Consider the following 16,150-nt stretch of genomic DNA (forward strand, 5'->3'; position numbering starts at 1 on the left):
CATGTATAAATTAATTTTTCAATTTGTTTCACTATAGATATTCCAGCAAAACAGTTAATTTATGCATATCAAAAATCTTCAGAAATACCAGATACTTTGATATACATAAATTAGGTTTTGTTATGGGAAATCTATATATAAACTAAGTTATAATTAAAACTTACTTCTTTAAAAGACTCCGAAAGGAGTCTTTTATTATGCAAAATAAAGGTAAAGTCAATTGATGAAAGAAACAAAAAAATTGTAGTGGTGGATACAGAAACAGGTTTATAGACATCATTCAAAGAAAATATTAACACTCTTTAAATTACATTTAAAAATAAACACTTGATTTACTGGCATAACAGTTTAAATTAGATTTACTTACTGGAAAGGGGATAATAAAAATGAAAAGGATACTTATGGTATTGATTTTGGCTATGACATTATCAGTATTTACAGGCTGTGGGGGAAAAAAAGAAGTAGATACTGAGAAAAATGACCAAACTGCTTTAACAGAGGAAACAAATGAGGAAAATCAAGATGGAAAAGAAGTATCAAAGACCTATTTCGATGAAAAGATAAAAGTTACTGAGGAAACTGTTACTTTTGTTGACAGCAGAGGTGAAAAAATTACTATAAAGAAAAATCCCAATAGGGTAATAGGACTTTATGCATCCTATTTAGATTTATGGTATGAAGCTGGCGGAGAAATAGTTGGAAGGCTAAAAAGCAGCAGTAATATACCAAAAGCATTTGAAAACGCTGAGGAAGTTGGAACAATGACTCAACCTAATGTGGAAAAAATACTTGAAATGGAGCCGGACTTAGTAATCCTTAGACAGGATATGAAGGGCCAAGGAGAATTAATTCCTCTATTTGAAAATAATAATATACCATTTATAGCTATAAGTTATGATAATTTTCGGGAGTACTCCTATGCTATGAGATTATTTACTGCTATAACTGATAGGGAAGACCTGTATCAAGAAAAGGTTATAAAAATAAAGGATAAAATAGATAGTATTTTAAAAGAAATTCCAGAGGAAAAAGAGCCCAGTGTCTTATTGATGTTTGCAACTGCAAAGGGAGTTAGTGTAAAGCTTGAAAATTCATTTGTTGGAGATATGCTAAAAGACCTTGGAGCAAAGAATATTGCCTATGATGCTAAATTAACCGATGAAGAAATGCAGATTTTCAGCATGGAAAAGGTATTAGAAAGGGATCCAGATTTTATATTGGTCCAGACAATGGGAGATATAGAGAAAATAAAGGATAGACTTATAAAGGATGTTGAGGAAAATCCTGCCTGGGGATCTTTAAGAGCTGTAAAGGAAGGCAGATATATAATTTTACCAAAAAATTTATATCTATATAAACCAAATGCAAAATATGCACAGGCCTATGAAGGGTTAGCCAAAATATTATATCCTGAAGTGTTTAAGTAAATAACTCACTATCAAATCAAATACTAACTCCCTAGGGTATCTTAGAAAACAGAATACTTATTTACTAGCCTTAGGGAAAAAGCAATTTTATCCTATAAAAATAATCCTACTTAAAATTAGGAGATTATTTTAAAAACAACATTATAAAATAAGGATGATTTCTATGGTATCTGCTAAAAGTGCCAAATTAAAAGAAATTAAAAAAATAGATGTGGGCAAAAGTCATTGGAAAAAAGTAATGATACTTATTTTTTTATTGTTAGTATGTATAATTAGTTTTTTGATAAGTGTTGGTAATGGTTCTTTAGATATTTCAAACAAAGAGATTATAAAAGCTATTTTTATTGAAAAGGATACGGTTAAACATCAAATAATATGGAATATTAGACTTCCCAGAACATTAGTAGCCGGTTTGGTTGGCATATGCTTGTCTCTTTCAGGTTCTATATTACAGGGGGTTATGAGAAATCCCCTGGCAGCTCCAAATATTATTGGAGTTTCTTCTGGTGCAGGCTTAATGGCTTTTATGATATATATAGTATTTCCCCAGTACTATTATCTGGTACCCCTAGGAGCCTTTGTAGGGGCTCTATTATCAACATTATTAATATATGCTTTAGCTTGGAGAAACGGGGTTCAACCTATGCGACTGGTTTTAGCCGGGGTTGCGGTTTCTTCTCTATTGGGTGCTGGAATAAATACTCTAATGACATTTTTCCCCGATCGTGTTCCTGGAGTTATAGGATTTATGGTTGGAGGTCTGTCTGCAAGAACATGGCCTCATTTTAATATGTTGTGGCCCTATGCTTTACTAGGTATAGCACTTACTTTTCTTTTTCCAAAGAGATTGAATATATTAATGCTTGGAGATGAAATTGCTACCGGGCTGGGACTTAATGTTGAAAGAACAAGGCTGCTATTTATTGTATTTGCTTCTCTGCTTGCGGCAAGTGCTGTTAGTGTTGTGGGGCTTCTTGGATTTGTTGGTTTAATAGTTCCACATACAGCAAGATTAATTATAGGCTCTGACTATAGGTATTTATTTCCAGCTGCTGCTATACTTGGAGCGGCAACTGTAATGGCTTGTGATACCTTGGCAAGAGTCATATTTGATCCTGTAGAGATTCCTGTAGGTATAGTTATGGCCATGATTGGAGCACCTTTTTTCCTATATCTTTTAAGGGAAAGGAGATTAAGTTAAGAGATGATATTAAATACGAAAAATGTATGTTTAAGCTATGGTAAAAACGAAATCGTTAAGGACTTAAATATTAATATAAAAAAGGGAGAAGTTGTTACAATAATAGGTCCAAATGGCTGTGGTAAGTCAACAATTTTAAAATCATTATCAAGATATTTAAAGCCTACTAAGGGAAGAATATATCTTGATGGTGAGGATATTCACAAGCTAGATACTAAAAAAATTGCTAAAAAGATGGCCATTCTTCCTCAAGTAAGAAATATACCCGAGGATTTTACTGTAGAAACTTTAGTGAGCTATGGAAGATTTCCCCATTTGAATTTTGGTCAAAGATTTAAGAATAAGGATTATGAAATAATAGAGTGGGCTTTAGAAAAAACACGTATGGAAAAATTTAGAAACCGAAATCTTAATGCTTTATCCGGTGGAGAAAGACAAAGAGCATGGATAGCCATGGCATTGGCCCAAAAGCCAGAAATATTACTTTTAGATGAACCTACAACTTTTTTAGATATATCATATCAACTAGAAGTTTTAGAATTAGTCAAGGAGCTTAATGAAACCCTTGGACTTACTATAATTATGGTTCTTCATGATTTAAATCAGGCTGCCCGTTATTCCCATAAGATATTTGCAATAAAGGCAGGGCGTGTATTTAGCTGTGGTAAGCCCCATGATCTTATATCCCAGAAATTCTTAAGGGAGGTTTTTCGGATAGATGCGGATATTTTTGAAGATTCATCCAATAAATGCCCTTATTTTATACCTAGAAAAGTTACAGCTCTTAAAGGAGAGGATTAGATGATAGAAATAAAGGGTGTAACTAAAAAGTATGGTAATTTTACTGCCGTTGATAATGTGGATATTAGAATACCAAGGGGATCCTTTTTTGCCTTGCTGGGGCCAAATGGTGCGGGTAAGACAACTTTAATAAGAATGCTTATAGGACTTGCCAAGCCAAGTACAGGAGAAATATTAATAAATAATATGAAGGTCCACAGGAATAATAATAAACTTAAAAAGATGATAGGAATTGTTCCCCAATATACTAATTTAGATAAGGAATTAACAGTAAGGGAAAATTTGATATTTAGTGCAAAAATATTTAAGATTCCCAGAAGAAAGGCATCAGAAAAGATAGATCAGCTACTGGAATTTGTTGAATTAAAAGAGATAGAGGATAGGGAGACTAATAAGCTTTCAGGTGGCATGAAAAGAAAACTTATGATTGCAAAGGCCCTTATAAATGATCCTCAAGTAATTTTTCTTGATGAACCAACCGTTGGTATAGATTTAAATTCAAGAAGAAAAATATGGGATATATTAAAGAGTATGAAAAAACAGGGAAAGACAATCCTTTTAACTACCCATTATATTGAGGAAGCAGACTATCTATGCAATAGTGTGTCCCTAATGAATAATGGAAGGATTTTTTATTATGATACACCTGAAAATTTAAAAAGATTATTGGGAGAATATACATTAGAATATTTTAACCAAGAAGATAAAACGGAGTACAAATATTTTGAATCAATGGAAGAGGCAAGAATTTATTCAAATAATATAAAAACTGAATTTACAATAAGGAAAACGACCCTTGAAGATGTATTTTACAATTTTACAAATAGGAAGGTTATTTAAAATGGAAGTAATAACAGTTTTATGGAGAGAATTTATTTTTTTTAAAAGAAGATTTATAAAAATAACTTCATCAGCTATTATGAGTCCCTTATTATATTTAATAGCCTTTGGCTGGGGATTAGGACAGAATGTAACGGTAGAAGGTCACAATTACATGTATTTTATTATACCGGGAATTATAGCATTATCAACTATGAATACTAGTTTCAATGCCGTATCCATAAGAATAAATATTTCAAAGATACATGAAAAAAGCTTCCAATACTATTTAACCTCACCGGTAAACATATACCTTTTAACATTGGGTCAGATTTTAGCCGGTGGACTTAGAGGGATGTATGCTGCTGCAATTATATTAATGATTTCATATTTGTTTGGGGTGTATATAAAAATAAATTTAGCTTTTATTATAGTATGCCTGCTAAACAGTCTTTTGTTTTCAGCCTTTGGCTATTTTGCAGCTATGGTAATAAATAGTCACTATGATATGAACAGATTTACCACCTTTGTTATTGTTCCTATGACTTTTCTATGTGGGACTTTTTTTTCATTAGATAGAATGCCCCATGGAGTGAAGTTTTTAATAAATCTTCTTCCCCTTACCCATGCTAGTCAAAGTCTTAGAGGAATTGCGCTAAGTGGGGAACTAAATTTAATATCTATATTTGTATTGGCATTATATTTAATAGCATTTTATTTTCTTGGAGTAATGGCAAGCTTTAGAGAAATAGAATAGATAAGAAGAGATAATAAAACCTTCTAAAATAAGGTGTTTTTCTTCTGCAAATAGAATACATTAAAAATGAAGGATTATTACAAGAAAAGCTGTGAAAAATAAACTTGATTTCATAAAAAGAAAAGGTCTAGAAATACTTATTTCTGACCTTTTCTTTTTATAAAATAAGGGAGAATTAAATCTATTGAAATTAAAAAGGAGGATATTTTAAATAATGAAAGCATCATTTTATAAATAGATATAAGTGCATAGTATATTAGTTTTTATAGGAGGTAATTATGTAATTTTCTAAATAATGTAAAGATTATATAAAATGATGCTTTTATTATAGTATTTTTTTGTAAAAAAAATAAGGAACCTCAGAACTAATTGTATATAGGACTTATGACTTGTTATATGGAATTTAAAGTGTTGTTTTACAAAATATTGTACATATAAATTTTATTGAAACAATGAATTTCCTTATACTTTTTCTATGAAATTTACAATATTTTAAGATTGGTTATTTTATAAAATAGCAAAATGGAACATATTCTGATTATATTTTAGAAATTGTGGTATAATAGGGAATAAATATTATTTGAGGAAATTGCATAATTATGACCTGGCAAAATTCCATAATATATATGATATATGGGATGTTTTTGAAGACTCCAAAATTATACGTATCAGATAGTTTTTGCAGAAGGTAATTATGTAATTTCCTCTTTTATTAGACAAAATCTACAAGGGGGATATAGTAGTGTCCAAGAAAAATGTAAAAGGAGTTTCTCTGCGAATAAAGATTACGGCATTGTCTTTAATATCTATGTTACTTGCTCTTTCTATAATGACAATTATATCGGGATATACAATTAATAAACATATGAAAGGTCAATTAGAGGATAGCATATTTACTGTTGTGGATCAGGTGGCTAAAAAAATTGAAACTAACGAGAAAGCTATTGAAGTTTTAGAAAAACAATTTGAGGATAAGATTAGATTAGTGGCTCAAATAATATCTGAAAGTGAAAATGTATCAAATGAATATCTAAAGAAGGTACAAGAAAAAACCGGTGTTGCAGAAATTAATATCGCAAATGAAAATAGAGAAATTATATATTCAAACCTAAAAGATAACTTAGGATGGGTTTATCCTGAAAGTCACAATGCAAATTCCCTATTTACAGGGCAAAATACAGAAATAATAGAGGACGTCAGAAAAAGTGAAACGGATCAATATTTTTATAAATATGGAGGGATTGCCCTTGAAAATGGAGGAATACTTCAGGTAGGAATAAGGGCAGAAGAAATAAATGAAATAGAGAAGGCCTTTGATAAACAAAATCTTATAGAAGAATTGTCACAAAACGGAAATATAGTATATTCAATTATATTAGATAAGAGTTTAAAGGCCATAGCCCATAGCAATCCAGACAAAATCGGTTCAATTTTAGAAGATGAGGGAAGCAAAGCTGCAGCAATTAATGGAGAAAATTACTCCAGTAAAAGATTTAACAAAGAAACAAATGAAGAGGTTTTAGATGTTTTAGTGCCATTGTATAATAATGGAAGCCATATAGGGGCATTAAAAGTAGGAATGTCTCTAAAACATATTCAGATGGGAATTAAAGAAATTATTGTAAATTCTGTATACATATTGATTACACTGTTTTTAGTGGCAGGTTTACTTATAATATTGTTCTTAGGTAAAATAACTAAACCATTAAATAGGTTATCAGAATATGCGGGTTATATTTCTGAAGGAGATTTAACTAGGGAAGTTACTATCAAAGGTAATGATGAAATAGGTATTCTTGCTGGGGCATTTAATAGAATAAGTACAAATTTTAAAGGTCTCATTAAAGAAGCGGTCAAAAGCACCAATCAATTAGATGAAGGAAGTCATCAGCTTTCTGCCACTACTGAGGAGGTTTTAGCTCAGACTGAAAATATGAGCGCAACCGCTGAAGAAATAGCAGCGGGAATGGAAGAAAACAATGCTTCAATTGAGGAGGTAAATGCATCCTTCCATGAAATAAATAGAGCAACTAGAGAGCTTAGCGAGAGGGCTGAAGAAGGAAATATATTGGCAGATGAAATAGGGAAAAGAGCAGAAAACATGGAAAAAAACGCCATAGAATCCAGAAGAATTATGGATAATATGTATAAGGAAAAACAAAGTCAAATAAAAAAAGCTGTAGAGAAAAGTAGAGTTGTAGTGGAAATAGAGAGTATGTCAAATGCAATATCAGAGATAACAGAGCAGATAAATCTATTGGCCTTAAATGCTGCCATAGAAGCTGCTAGAGCCGGAGAACAGGGAAGAGGCTTTGCAGTTGTTGCAGAAGAAATAAGAAAGCTTTCCGAAGAATCCTCTAACACAGTACTTAATATTAAGCCGATTATAGATGAAGTTCAAGGAGTGGTAAAAAGACTATCTGAAAATGCTGAAGGGATACTGGATTTTATTGATGAAAAAATCAGCTCAGATTATGTACTGCTAGAAAATACAGGTAAACAATATATGAAGGATTCACAGGCCTTTAGTAATTTAGTAACAGATTTTGCAGCAACTTCAGAAGAAATATCGGCTTCGATGGATGAAATTAGCACAAACCTTGAAGCAGTAACCGCCACTGTTGAACAATCTGCTGAAGGTTCAAATGAAATTGCACAGAGTATTATAGAGATAACTAAGGCAATACAAGAAGTAGCTAAGATTGCCCAAGATCAACTTAAATCAGCCGGTGATATAAATAAAATAGTAAATAAATTTAAGATATAAAAAGAAGTGATAAGTTATGATAGAATTAAATATTCCTTGTTATAAAAAGATAAATATTGATAATATAATTTTTGATTACAATGGAACTTTAGCTGTAGATGGAAGATTAATAGATGGAATAAAAGAGAGACTTATAGAAATATCTAAATATGTTAAGCCATATATTATTACTGCTGATACCTTTGGAACAGTTAGAGAGAATTTTAAGGATATAGATGTTGAAATTAAAATAATATCCAAAGAAAATGGTTCTATGGATAAGTTTAATCTTGTAAAAGAATTGGGCTTTGAAAGAACAATAGCTGTAGGAAATGGTAATAATGATGAACTTATGCTCAGGGAAAGCGTAATAGGAGTTGGGATATTGGGTGAGGAAGGACTTTCGTCTAAAGCCCTTTTGGCAAGTGATATAATAATAAAGGATGTTAAAGATATTTTTGATATGATAACAAATAAGAAGCGAATGATTGCCACACTTAGAAAGTAATATTAAAAACATTTGCTTAAATTTGACTGCAAATAAACCTAGGATTTGTTTGCAGTTTCTTTATTTTTGAGATAAGAAACAAGAAAAAGAATGAATTATTCTGACTTTAAGACTATTTTAAACGGGGAAAGACCTTAGGACTTAAGTCACGAATTTTCAAGTCTCAACTAAGCTGTATTTTTAAAAGGCAGCTTTTTCAAGCGTTTTGGTAAATTCAATGGAAAGCAATATTGAATAATTTGTTAAAATAGGAAGGTTTTTTTGTTAAATTGTCGAATATTACCATATAGTATTATAGAATAAATATACTAGTAAATAAATTTTTATTTGAGATAGGTGTTGTGTATGCTTAGCTTTGAATATAGTAGGAGAAAAAAGATTGATGAAATAGTTCTAATTGTTAAGTTAATAGCATTATTTTTCTGCGCTATAGTGTTTTTTATTGAGTATTATTCAAGTAAAATAATTGAAACAGAAGGTATTATAAAATTTGGAGCTTTTATATTGATTAGTGTATGTGCTATTTTATTTCTAATCTATAAAATTTGGAATAAAAGCAATAAAAATTGTTATAATTCAACATTTAAATATGTTTTAGAAAACATTTTTTATATGACACTTTTTTCATTATTGGTAATTATTTCAAATAATAATTTTAGTCAGTACAAGTTTTTGTATTTATTTTTAATCATAACAACTACCATTCAATTAGGAAAAACTTATGGGTTAATTATTGCCTCAATATCTTCAGCAATTATATTGATTATAGATATGGTAAAAATTCAGACAAGTAGTAGTATTTGTAATTATTTTCAAACCGATCTCTTTTTAGCAGGGATATTTCTGTTAACTGCTTGGATTTTAGGATATTATGTGGAAGCAGAAAAAAAATATAGAAAGCAGCTTATTGATTTAGGAAATAAGGATGAATTGACTGGATTATATAACCATAGATATTTTCAAGGAGCTATTGAGAGGGAAATTGAAAATGCTAAAAAAAATAGTCAGTTTGTTTCTCTATTATTTATGGATATAGATTATTTTAAGAGATACAATGATATTTATGGACATACAGCCGGAGATAGAGTCATAAAAAAAATAGGTCAGATAATAAAGTCTAAATTAAGCAATAAAGATATAGGAGCAAGATACGGTGGGGAAGAGTTTGCAGTAATTATTCATAATTTAGATGAAGATAATGCTATTGTTTTTGGTGAAGCAATAAGAAAGGATATAGAGAATACTTATTTTAAGGGACAAGAAGATTTACCTAATAGTAATCTTACCGTTTCTGTAGGAGTATCATGTTATCCTGATAAAGCTAAAAATAAAGAAGAGTTGATAAATAGAGCTGAGGATGCATTATATAGAGCAAAATTTTTTAATAAGAACAGAGTTGAAGGCTATCATTCAATATTAAAGGAGCTGAAGGAGGATATTCAAGAAGAACATATAGATTTAATAAGCTCAATAAAAACTTTAATAAGTGTAATAAATGCAAAGGATAAATATACTTATGGGCACACTGAAAGGGTTGTTATCTATACACAATTGATAGCAGAAAAATTAAATCTTTCTGAAGATGATAAAAAAATATTAAAATACGGAGCTTATTTACATGATATTGGGAAAATACAAATTCCAATGGAAATATTAAATAAAAGAATGAAATTGACTCCTGGAGAATGGGATCTAATAAAGAAGCATCCTCAAAATGGTGTGGAAATTATTAAATCAGTTTCATCTTTACAAAGGGTAATACCATTGATTTTGTATCATCATGAACGTTATGATGGAAAAGGATATCCACAAAATCTAAAGGAGAATGATATACCTTATCTTACTAGAATATTAAGCGTGGCAGACAGCTTTGATGCTATGACTTCCAATAGACCTTATAAAGAAAGTATGAGTTTTAATGAAGCCTTAACTGAATTAAAAAAATGTAGTGGAACTCAATTTGATCCAGAGATAGTTGAAGTTTTCATAGATGCCATAGAGAATAAAGGGAATTATTTATAAAGGGCTTAAAGCTATGAACTTAAGACTTCTAAAGCATGACCAGATAACTTTCTTTTATTGTCTGGTTTTATCCTTAGTATGCAAAAACTCTGGTCTTTTTTTAGCTAAAGTTATATCACTAAAGAAGAAATTTATTATATCTTTGAGGTTAAAGGGTGTAAGGGGGGCAAGATAGGATACACCAAAGCTTTCCATAGAACATAGATTTATAGTTATTAAGATTAATCCCATGGTAAAGCCAAATATTCCAAAACCTCCAGATAATAATATCATAATGTACTTTAATACTCTGATGGGATTAACCATAGAATAATCTCCCATGGCAAAGGAAGTCATAATAGATAATGAGACTATTATAACAACAAGGGAACTTACAAGACCTGCTGCAACCGCTGCTTGACCAATAACAATAGCACCTACAATACTTATTGCAGGTCCAATTTGTTGAGGAAGCCGTATACTAGCCTCCCTTAGGACTTCGGCAACAAACTCCATTATTAGGGCTTCAAGCACAGCATTAAAGGGAACAGTTGCCCGTGAAGTTGCTATTATCAAAATGTACTGAGGAGGTAAAATATCAGGATCAAAGGCAACTACTAAAACATATAAAGAAGATAAGGTTAATGATATTAAAATAGAGAGTATTCTTAAGGTTTTAGAAAAAACGGATATATATATATTGTCATAATGATCATCGCTTGCATCTAAGAATTCTATAAAGGTCTTAGGAATAATTAAAGAAAAACTAATACCTTCCACTAGAACACAAATTTTCCCATTTACTATATTAGTACAAGCTGAATCAGACCTTTCCACTATACCGGCCTGTGGGAACAAATCAAAAGCATTATTTAAAATAAATTTATGGATATATCCTGATTCAAATACAGCATCGATGTTTATATTTTCAAGTTTTCTTTTTACCGTACTAATAATTTTAGGGTTAACGATATCTTTTATATAAACAACTACGACATTAGTCTTTGATCTTTTACCTACATAGAATTTATCGATTCTAAGATTGATGTCCTTTATTCTATAGCGTATTAAAGATAAATTGCTGTCTATGTTTTCATTAAAAGAATCGTCAGCTCCTCTTAAAGTGCTTTCAACTTTTGGAGATTTTATTTTTCTTTGTTCTATTTTCATAGTGTTAGCTATTATATACTTGTTATCATTAGATGATATAATAATAGAATTAGCCTTCAAAATATAATCGATAATTTTATTTTCATCATCATCAAGCTTAATATCGTCTATGTAAATAACAGAGCTTGATAATTTATCAATAGATATGTTAGTACAGGATTTATTCAACAATATAGGTTTAATTATATTGTAAGAAAGTATTTCCCGATTTGTAAGCTGCTGAATATATAATATATAAATTTCAACTTTATCAAGGGATAATTTTCTTATAGATATATCCAAATTTTTTTGTTTTAATTCCTCTATTTTATCTAAAAATTTGTTAGTATTATTCATAGTATACATCCTTTAATATTTTTTTCTTGCATTTGTATCGGATAAAGTTGTATTTCTAATTTTAGTTTCAACATTTATATTGATCTCAGCATTAGGAAATTCATCTTCCCAATTTATTTTTTTGTAAATTTTAGGATGATTACCTCTAAACTCTTTTGCAAATCTAAAAATATCACATTGAAATTCTTTTTGAGCCTTTTCAATAATAGAATTAATGTTGTCTGACACTTTTTTTGATATTACTTTTTCATATTTTTTAATATCTTCATTACTTACGGGCTGCATACTATATTGATACTTTAGCTCAGCAAATAAACTTAAATCAATGTTAATTAGAATTTGCTCATTTTTATAGTCGGTTTTTATTTTTCTTTTTTTTATCTTTGTTCTAAAAGAAAGAGTATTATTTTTATCATTTATACTGGGAAAGGGTTCAACTAAGGTTAGATTTTCTGATAATAAATAAAGTATTCCAAATGTATTTTCAATTTTAATTACATCGATCATTTTAGAATTTTTCATTACAGCCAATCCAAGATATTTAATAGAGTTATTTTCTATTCCTATATACGGAATAAGGTATCCTATTTTCCCAAAGGATATATCTGAAAGTAGTTCGCTTATATAGGGGTACAAGGCTTCCCCATCTTCTTCTAGCTGAGTTAATATATCTTCTATTAAGAAACCTACAGAAATATCTTTTACTATTTTTTTTTCAAATAAATCCTTAGGTCTATCACGGCTTATAACTGGTAATAGGGTTTTTCTATAATCGTATAGAGAATCTATTCTATGTAAATATGATTCTATTCCTTCCTTTGCAAAGTTTTCACCAAAGATGACAACCCTTGCTGCTCCTAAAAATGTTTGCAAAGGATTTTTAGCATCATAATCTAATCGAGCTTCTTCAAAGGTTTTACCATATGATAAAACATTGTATACATTGGAAAGATGAGTTTTCTCTTGTTGAATATCAGATAGAGATAATATTTTTGCAACTTCTCCGGAAAACTCTATATTTTTATCTGCTAAATCTACACCAATAGATAAGGCAATAGCCCTCATGTTAATATCCTTATAATCCCAGCAGCCTGTTAAAAATGAAGTTAATACTAATAGTATTAATAGTTTATTTGCTTTTTTCATCATATTTTTTCACCTTCGTTGCTATAAATAGTAAAATTGGTATTGGTGCCACAACTATTACCCCTAAATATGAAGTATAATCTAAAAGTTTTTCTATATCATTTATGGTTCTTGGAATTTGAGCTACAATAAAAGAAGCAGTAAAAATAATAAAAAAAATTTTTTTATGTTGAAATTTTTTAAATAATTTACCAGTTAGAAAAATCGATCCGTATGCAGCTAAAATAAGAGTACAAAATAAGGATATAATCCATATTGGAAGAAAAATTCCATCCAATCTTCTAAAAAATTGAAGATAAGGTATATCGATTCTCCTTATTGTAGCTAACAAAGAATCTTTGTATAGAATGATTCCATCTACTCCCATAACAGAAATACAAGATTGAACTACAAGTATGTATAGAAATCCTATAAGTGCTATAATTAAAATATTATATAGAAATAATCTTTTGCTATTTTCTTTTTTATCAAAGGGTATTACAGTAAGTATTTCTATACCTATAAATGGAAATATTATTGTGGAAATTGCACTAATATATAATTTGATATCATCTATTACAAAAAAGGGCTTTAAATTAACAATTTCTCCTTGGGTAAATATTGATATTTGTATAATCAAAAGAAATATAATAATCATTAAACCGTATATTTCACAAATTCTTGCAATTGTTCTAATTCCCCTTGAAACAGCATAATATACAACTATTAGAAATAGTAGACACAGTACCCATACGGGTGTTTTTAATAAAATAGTCAGTCTAATTACTTCACTAGACATCCTTACTATTATAGTGAAGAATAAAAAAAAGTATACAATATATATAATCATAAATATCTTTGTTAAGAACTTTCCAACCAATATTTCACTATACTCATATATGGTTTTGTTTCTATGGACATATCCTAAATATGTAACCATATATGTAAATATTATTGATATGATTGTGGCAATTAATAAAGTGAACCAGCCACCAGTACCAGCACCTTCTGCTACGTTTTTTGCCATTGGCATAATACCATACCCTACTACTATTCCAAATAAAATGAAAGCGATTTGTCTATCCGTAAGAGTATTATTCATCTATTACTAGTCACCACCTATAAATCTAGTATTTTCATTTCATGTTAAATAATACATAGAAAAAATTCTTTTCAATTTGATAAAAGAGTATTATTACTCAAATATTACAATATAATTACAAAATGTTTACAAAAGTAATAAATGACAAAATATATAAATATTTTTTGGAAAGAGGTACCGAAATATAATTAGATAGTCGTATGCTATTACAGAAACTAAACAAGGAGGATTTTAATAATGAAAAAAATAGTAACATTAGCATTAGTAACAACTTTAGTTATGACAACAGGTTTTTCAACAGCCTTTGCTGATTCATGGAAGCATCAAGGAGGTTATAAGTTGCCACCTGGATTAGCTAAAAAAGGATTTGTTCCACCAGGTATTGCAAAGAAATTTAGTGATATTAATGATTATAAATGGGCAAAAGATGCTATAGAAAAAATGGTGGAAGAAGGAGTAATAAAAGGTGTTGGAGATGGAATGTTTGCACCAAAACAAGCAGTGACTAAATTGGAAGCTATAGTTATGGCACTAAGAGTAATGGGTGAGGAAGAAGAGGCAGTAGAATATGGATTGAGAATTAGAAGTGGAGAAAGAAGCCTAAGAATAAAAGATCATTTACAGGAATGGGCATATGGTTATGTTGCCTTAGCAGAGGAAAAAGGGATATTGGATGAAGCTGATATATTATACTTTAAATTAAATGAGCCAGCTAAACGTCACGAAGTGGCGAAATATATTGTAAGGGCATTGGGATATGAAGATGAAGCCCAGGATCGTATGGATGAAGAGCTTGATTTTGAAGATGCCTCATTTATACCTCAAGGTTCAGTAGGATATATTTATATTGCCGATAAAGAAGGGATTATAACAGGATATGAGGATGGAACATTTAGACCGCAGAACACAGTAACTAGGGCAGAAATGGCAGTAATGATAGATAGACTAGATGATAAATTTGATGATGATGATATTGATGAAGATGATCTTAAAGAGTATGAAGGTACAGTAGAGAATATAGACAATGGTTACGACTGGATTGAAATAGAAGTAGGAAGAAGAGATAAAAAATTTGATATAACCAAGTATACAAAAATAGTATTTGAAGATGATGTAAAGGGAGATATAGAGGACATAGAAATAGGAGATGAAGTAGAAATAAAAGTAAATGAAGACAACGAAGCAGTATATATTGAAGTAGATAGAGAATTGTATAAAGAGTATGAAGGTAGAGTAGAAGATATAGATAATGACTATGATTGGATTGAAATAGAAGTAGGAAGTAGAGATAAAAGATTTGATATAACTAAAGATACAGAAGTAGTGTTTGAAGACGATATAAAGGGAGATATAGAGGATATAGAAATAGGAGATGAAATAGAGATAAAGGTAAATGACGATAATGAAGCATTATACATTGAAGTAGATAGAGAAATATATAAAGAGTATGAAGGTACAGTAGAGAATATAGACAATGGTTATGATTGGATTGAAATAGAAGTAGGAAGAACAGATAAAAGATTCGATATAACAAATGATACAGAAGTAATATTTGAAGATGATATAAAGGGAGATATAGAGGATATAGAAATAGGAGATGAAGTTGAAATAAGAGTGAATGAGGATGATGAAATAGAGTATATAGAGGTTGATAGAGAACTGGAAAGTGATATATATGAAGGTTTTTTAATTGAAGTAGAAGATGATGAAATATCCGTTCTTGTATCAAGAAAGATTCGTTCCTTTGATTTAGATTCAGATGTAGAGGTGGAATTTAAAGATAAAGATGGCGATTTAGATGATTTAATGGTAGGGGATGAAATTAAAATAATAATGGATGAAGAAAATGATGAAGTTGAAAAAATCGAAGTAGATAGAAAGTATAGTTCTGTGGGGGTAAATGGTAAACTAATAAATGTTTATAAAAATAAAAGACGAATAGCTATTGAGGAAGATGATGAAATAGAGATATATGATTTAGAAAGTAAAGTAAAGGTATATATAAATGATCGTAAAGCAGATTTATCTGATTTAGAAAAATATGACAATTTATATCTTGCTTTAGATGATGATGAAGTGGAAGAAATAAGAGCTTACAGAATAGTTATATTAGACTAATGATTATATTAGACTAAGATATACAAAAAAGCACTGGAA

Annotated in this window: 12 protein-coding genes; 9 read left to right on the top strand and 3 right to left on the bottom strand. The window is 29.8% G+C overall.

The window, feature by feature from the left end; genetic code table 11:
- Window positions 1–386: 386 nt before the first annotated feature.
- The 8 genes from B5X81_RS21200 (at window position 387) to B5X81_RS21235 (ending at window position 10,281) form a co-directional block, all read left to right on the top strand.
- The gene (locus B5X81_RS21200) at window positions 387–1,427 is read left to right on the top strand and encodes an ABC transporter substrate-binding protein (protein ID WP_079494688.1); all 1,041 of its coding nucleotides are present in this window, start codon (window positions 387–389) and stop codon (window positions 1,425–1,427) included.
- A 163-nt stretch (window positions 1,428–1,590) separates the two neighbouring features.
- Window positions 1,591–2,628 carry a FecCD family ABC transporter permease gene (locus B5X81_RS21205; protein ID WP_079494690.1) on the top strand — a complete coding sequence of 346 codons (1,038 nt, stop codon included), beginning with the start codon at window positions 1,591–1,593 and terminating at the stop codon, window positions 2,626–2,628.
- Between the two features lie 3 nt (window positions 2,629–2,631).
- Complete coding sequence (locus tag B5X81_RS21210; protein ID WP_079494692.1) at window positions 2,632–3,429, top strand: ABC transporter ATP-binding protein; 798 nt, start codon at window positions 2,632–2,634, stop codon at window positions 3,427–3,429.
- Window positions 3,430–4,269, top strand: a complete 840-nt coding sequence (locus tag B5X81_RS21215; RefSeq protein WP_079494694.1) for an ABC transporter ATP-binding protein — start codon at window positions 3,430–3,432, stop codon at window positions 4,267–4,269.
- A 1-nt stretch (window position 4,270) separates the two neighbouring features.
- On the top strand, window positions 4,271–5,005 hold the full coding sequence (locus B5X81_RS21220) for an ABC transporter permease (protein ID WP_079494795.1): 735 nt from the start codon (window positions 4,271–4,273) through the stop codon (window positions 5,003–5,005).
- A gap of 742 nt (window positions 5,006–5,747) precedes the next feature.
- Window positions 5,748–7,772 carry a methyl-accepting chemotaxis protein gene (locus tag B5X81_RS21225; protein ID WP_079494696.1) on the top strand — a complete coding sequence of 675 codons (2,025 nt, stop codon included), beginning with the start codon at window positions 5,748–5,750 and terminating at the stop codon, window positions 7,770–7,772.
- A gap of 16 nt (window positions 7,773–7,788) precedes the next feature.
- The gene (locus B5X81_RS21230; protein WP_079494698.1) at window positions 7,789–8,259 is read left to right on the top strand and encodes an HAD family hydrolase; all 471 of its coding nucleotides are present in this window, start codon (window positions 7,789–7,791) and stop codon (window positions 8,257–8,259) included.
- A gap of 345 nt (window positions 8,260–8,604) precedes the next feature.
- Complete coding sequence (locus tag B5X81_RS21235; RefSeq protein ID WP_079494700.1) at window positions 8,605–10,281, top strand: diguanylate cyclase; 1,677 nt, start codon at window positions 8,605–8,607, stop codon at window positions 10,279–10,281.
- A gap of 54 nt (window positions 10,282–10,335) precedes the next feature.
- Here the strand turns inward: B5X81_RS21235 and B5X81_RS21240 are convergent, their stop codons facing one another.
- Genes B5X81_RS21240 through B5X81_RS21250 form a run of 3 tightly spaced genes read right to left on the bottom strand, consistent with a single transcriptional unit; the run spans window position 10,336 to window position 13,993 of the window.
- Window positions 10,336–11,766, bottom strand: coding sequence for a spore germination protein (locus B5X81_RS21240; protein WP_139380424.1), 1,431 nt, complete (start codon window positions 11,764–11,766; stop codon window positions 10,336–10,338).
- A 12-nt stretch (window positions 11,767–11,778) separates the two neighbouring features.
- Entirely contained in the window at window positions 11,779–12,915 is a 1,137-nt protein-coding gene (locus tag B5X81_RS21245; protein ID WP_079494704.1) for a Ger(x)C family spore germination protein, read from the bottom strand.
- Window positions 12,896–13,993 (bottom strand): GerAB/ArcD/ProY family transporter, encoded by a 1,098-nt coding sequence (locus B5X81_RS21250; RefSeq protein WP_079494706.1) that lies wholly within the window; start codon window positions 13,991–13,993, stop codon window positions 12,896–12,898. The genes B5X81_RS21245 and B5X81_RS21250 overlap by 20 nt, the downstream gene beginning before the upstream one ends.
- 237 nt (window positions 13,994–14,230) lie before the next feature.
- On the opposite strand from B5X81_RS21250, the gene B5X81_RS21255 reads away from it, so the two are divergent.
- A complete protein-coding gene (locus tag B5X81_RS21255; protein ID WP_079494708.1) occupies window positions 14,231–16,111 on the top strand; it encodes an S-layer homology domain-containing protein in 1,881 nt (626 codons plus the stop codon).
- Window positions 16,112–16,150 lie beyond the last annotated feature (39 nt).

Source organism: Maledivibacter halophilus, from assembly GCF_900167445.1.
GTDB lineage: Bacteria > Bacillota > Clostridia > Peptostreptococcales > Caminicellaceae > Maledivibacter > Maledivibacter halophilus.

Excerpts from the sequence above, each read along its gene's own strand:
- B5X81_RS21200 (WP_079494688.1), top strand. The coding sequence starts at position 387 with ATGAAAAGGATACTTATGGTATTGATTTTGGCTATGACATTATCAGTA.
- B5X81_RS21205 (WP_079494690.1), top strand. The coding sequence starts at position 1,591 with ATGGTATCTGCTAAAAGTGCCAAATTAAAAGAAATTAAAAAAATAGAT.
- B5X81_RS21210 (WP_079494692.1), top strand. The coding sequence starts at position 2,632 with ATGATATTAAATACGAAAAATGTATGTTTAAGCTATGGTAAAAACGAA.
- B5X81_RS21215 (WP_079494694.1), top strand. The coding sequence starts at position 3,430 with ATGATAGAAATAAAGGGTGTAACTAAAAAGTATGGTAATTTTACTGCC.
- B5X81_RS21220 (WP_079494795.1), top strand. The coding sequence starts at position 4,271 with ATGGAAGTAATAACAGTTTTATGGAGAGAATTTATTTTTTTTAAAAGA.
- B5X81_RS21230 (WP_079494698.1), top strand. The coding sequence starts at position 7,789 with ATGATAGAATTAAATATTCCTTGTTATAAAAAGATAAATATTGATAAT.
- B5X81_RS21235 (WP_079494700.1), top strand. The coding sequence starts at position 8,605 with ATGCTTAGCTTTGAATATAGTAGGAGAAAAAAGATTGATGAAATAGTT.
- B5X81_RS21240 (WP_139380424.1), bottom strand. The coding sequence starts at position 11,766 with ATGAATAATACTAACAAATTTTTAGATAAAATAGAGGAATTAAAACAA.
- B5X81_RS21245 (WP_079494704.1), bottom strand. The coding sequence starts at position 12,915 with ATGATGAAAAAAGCAAATAAACTATTAATACTATTAGTATTAACTTCA.
- B5X81_RS21250 (WP_079494706.1), bottom strand. The coding sequence starts at position 13,993 with ATGAATAATACTCTTACGGATAGACAAATCGCTTTCATTTTATTTGGA.
- B5X81_RS21255 (WP_079494708.1), top strand. The coding sequence starts at position 14,231 with ATGAAAAAAATAGTAACATTAGCATTAGTAACAACTTTAGTTATGACA.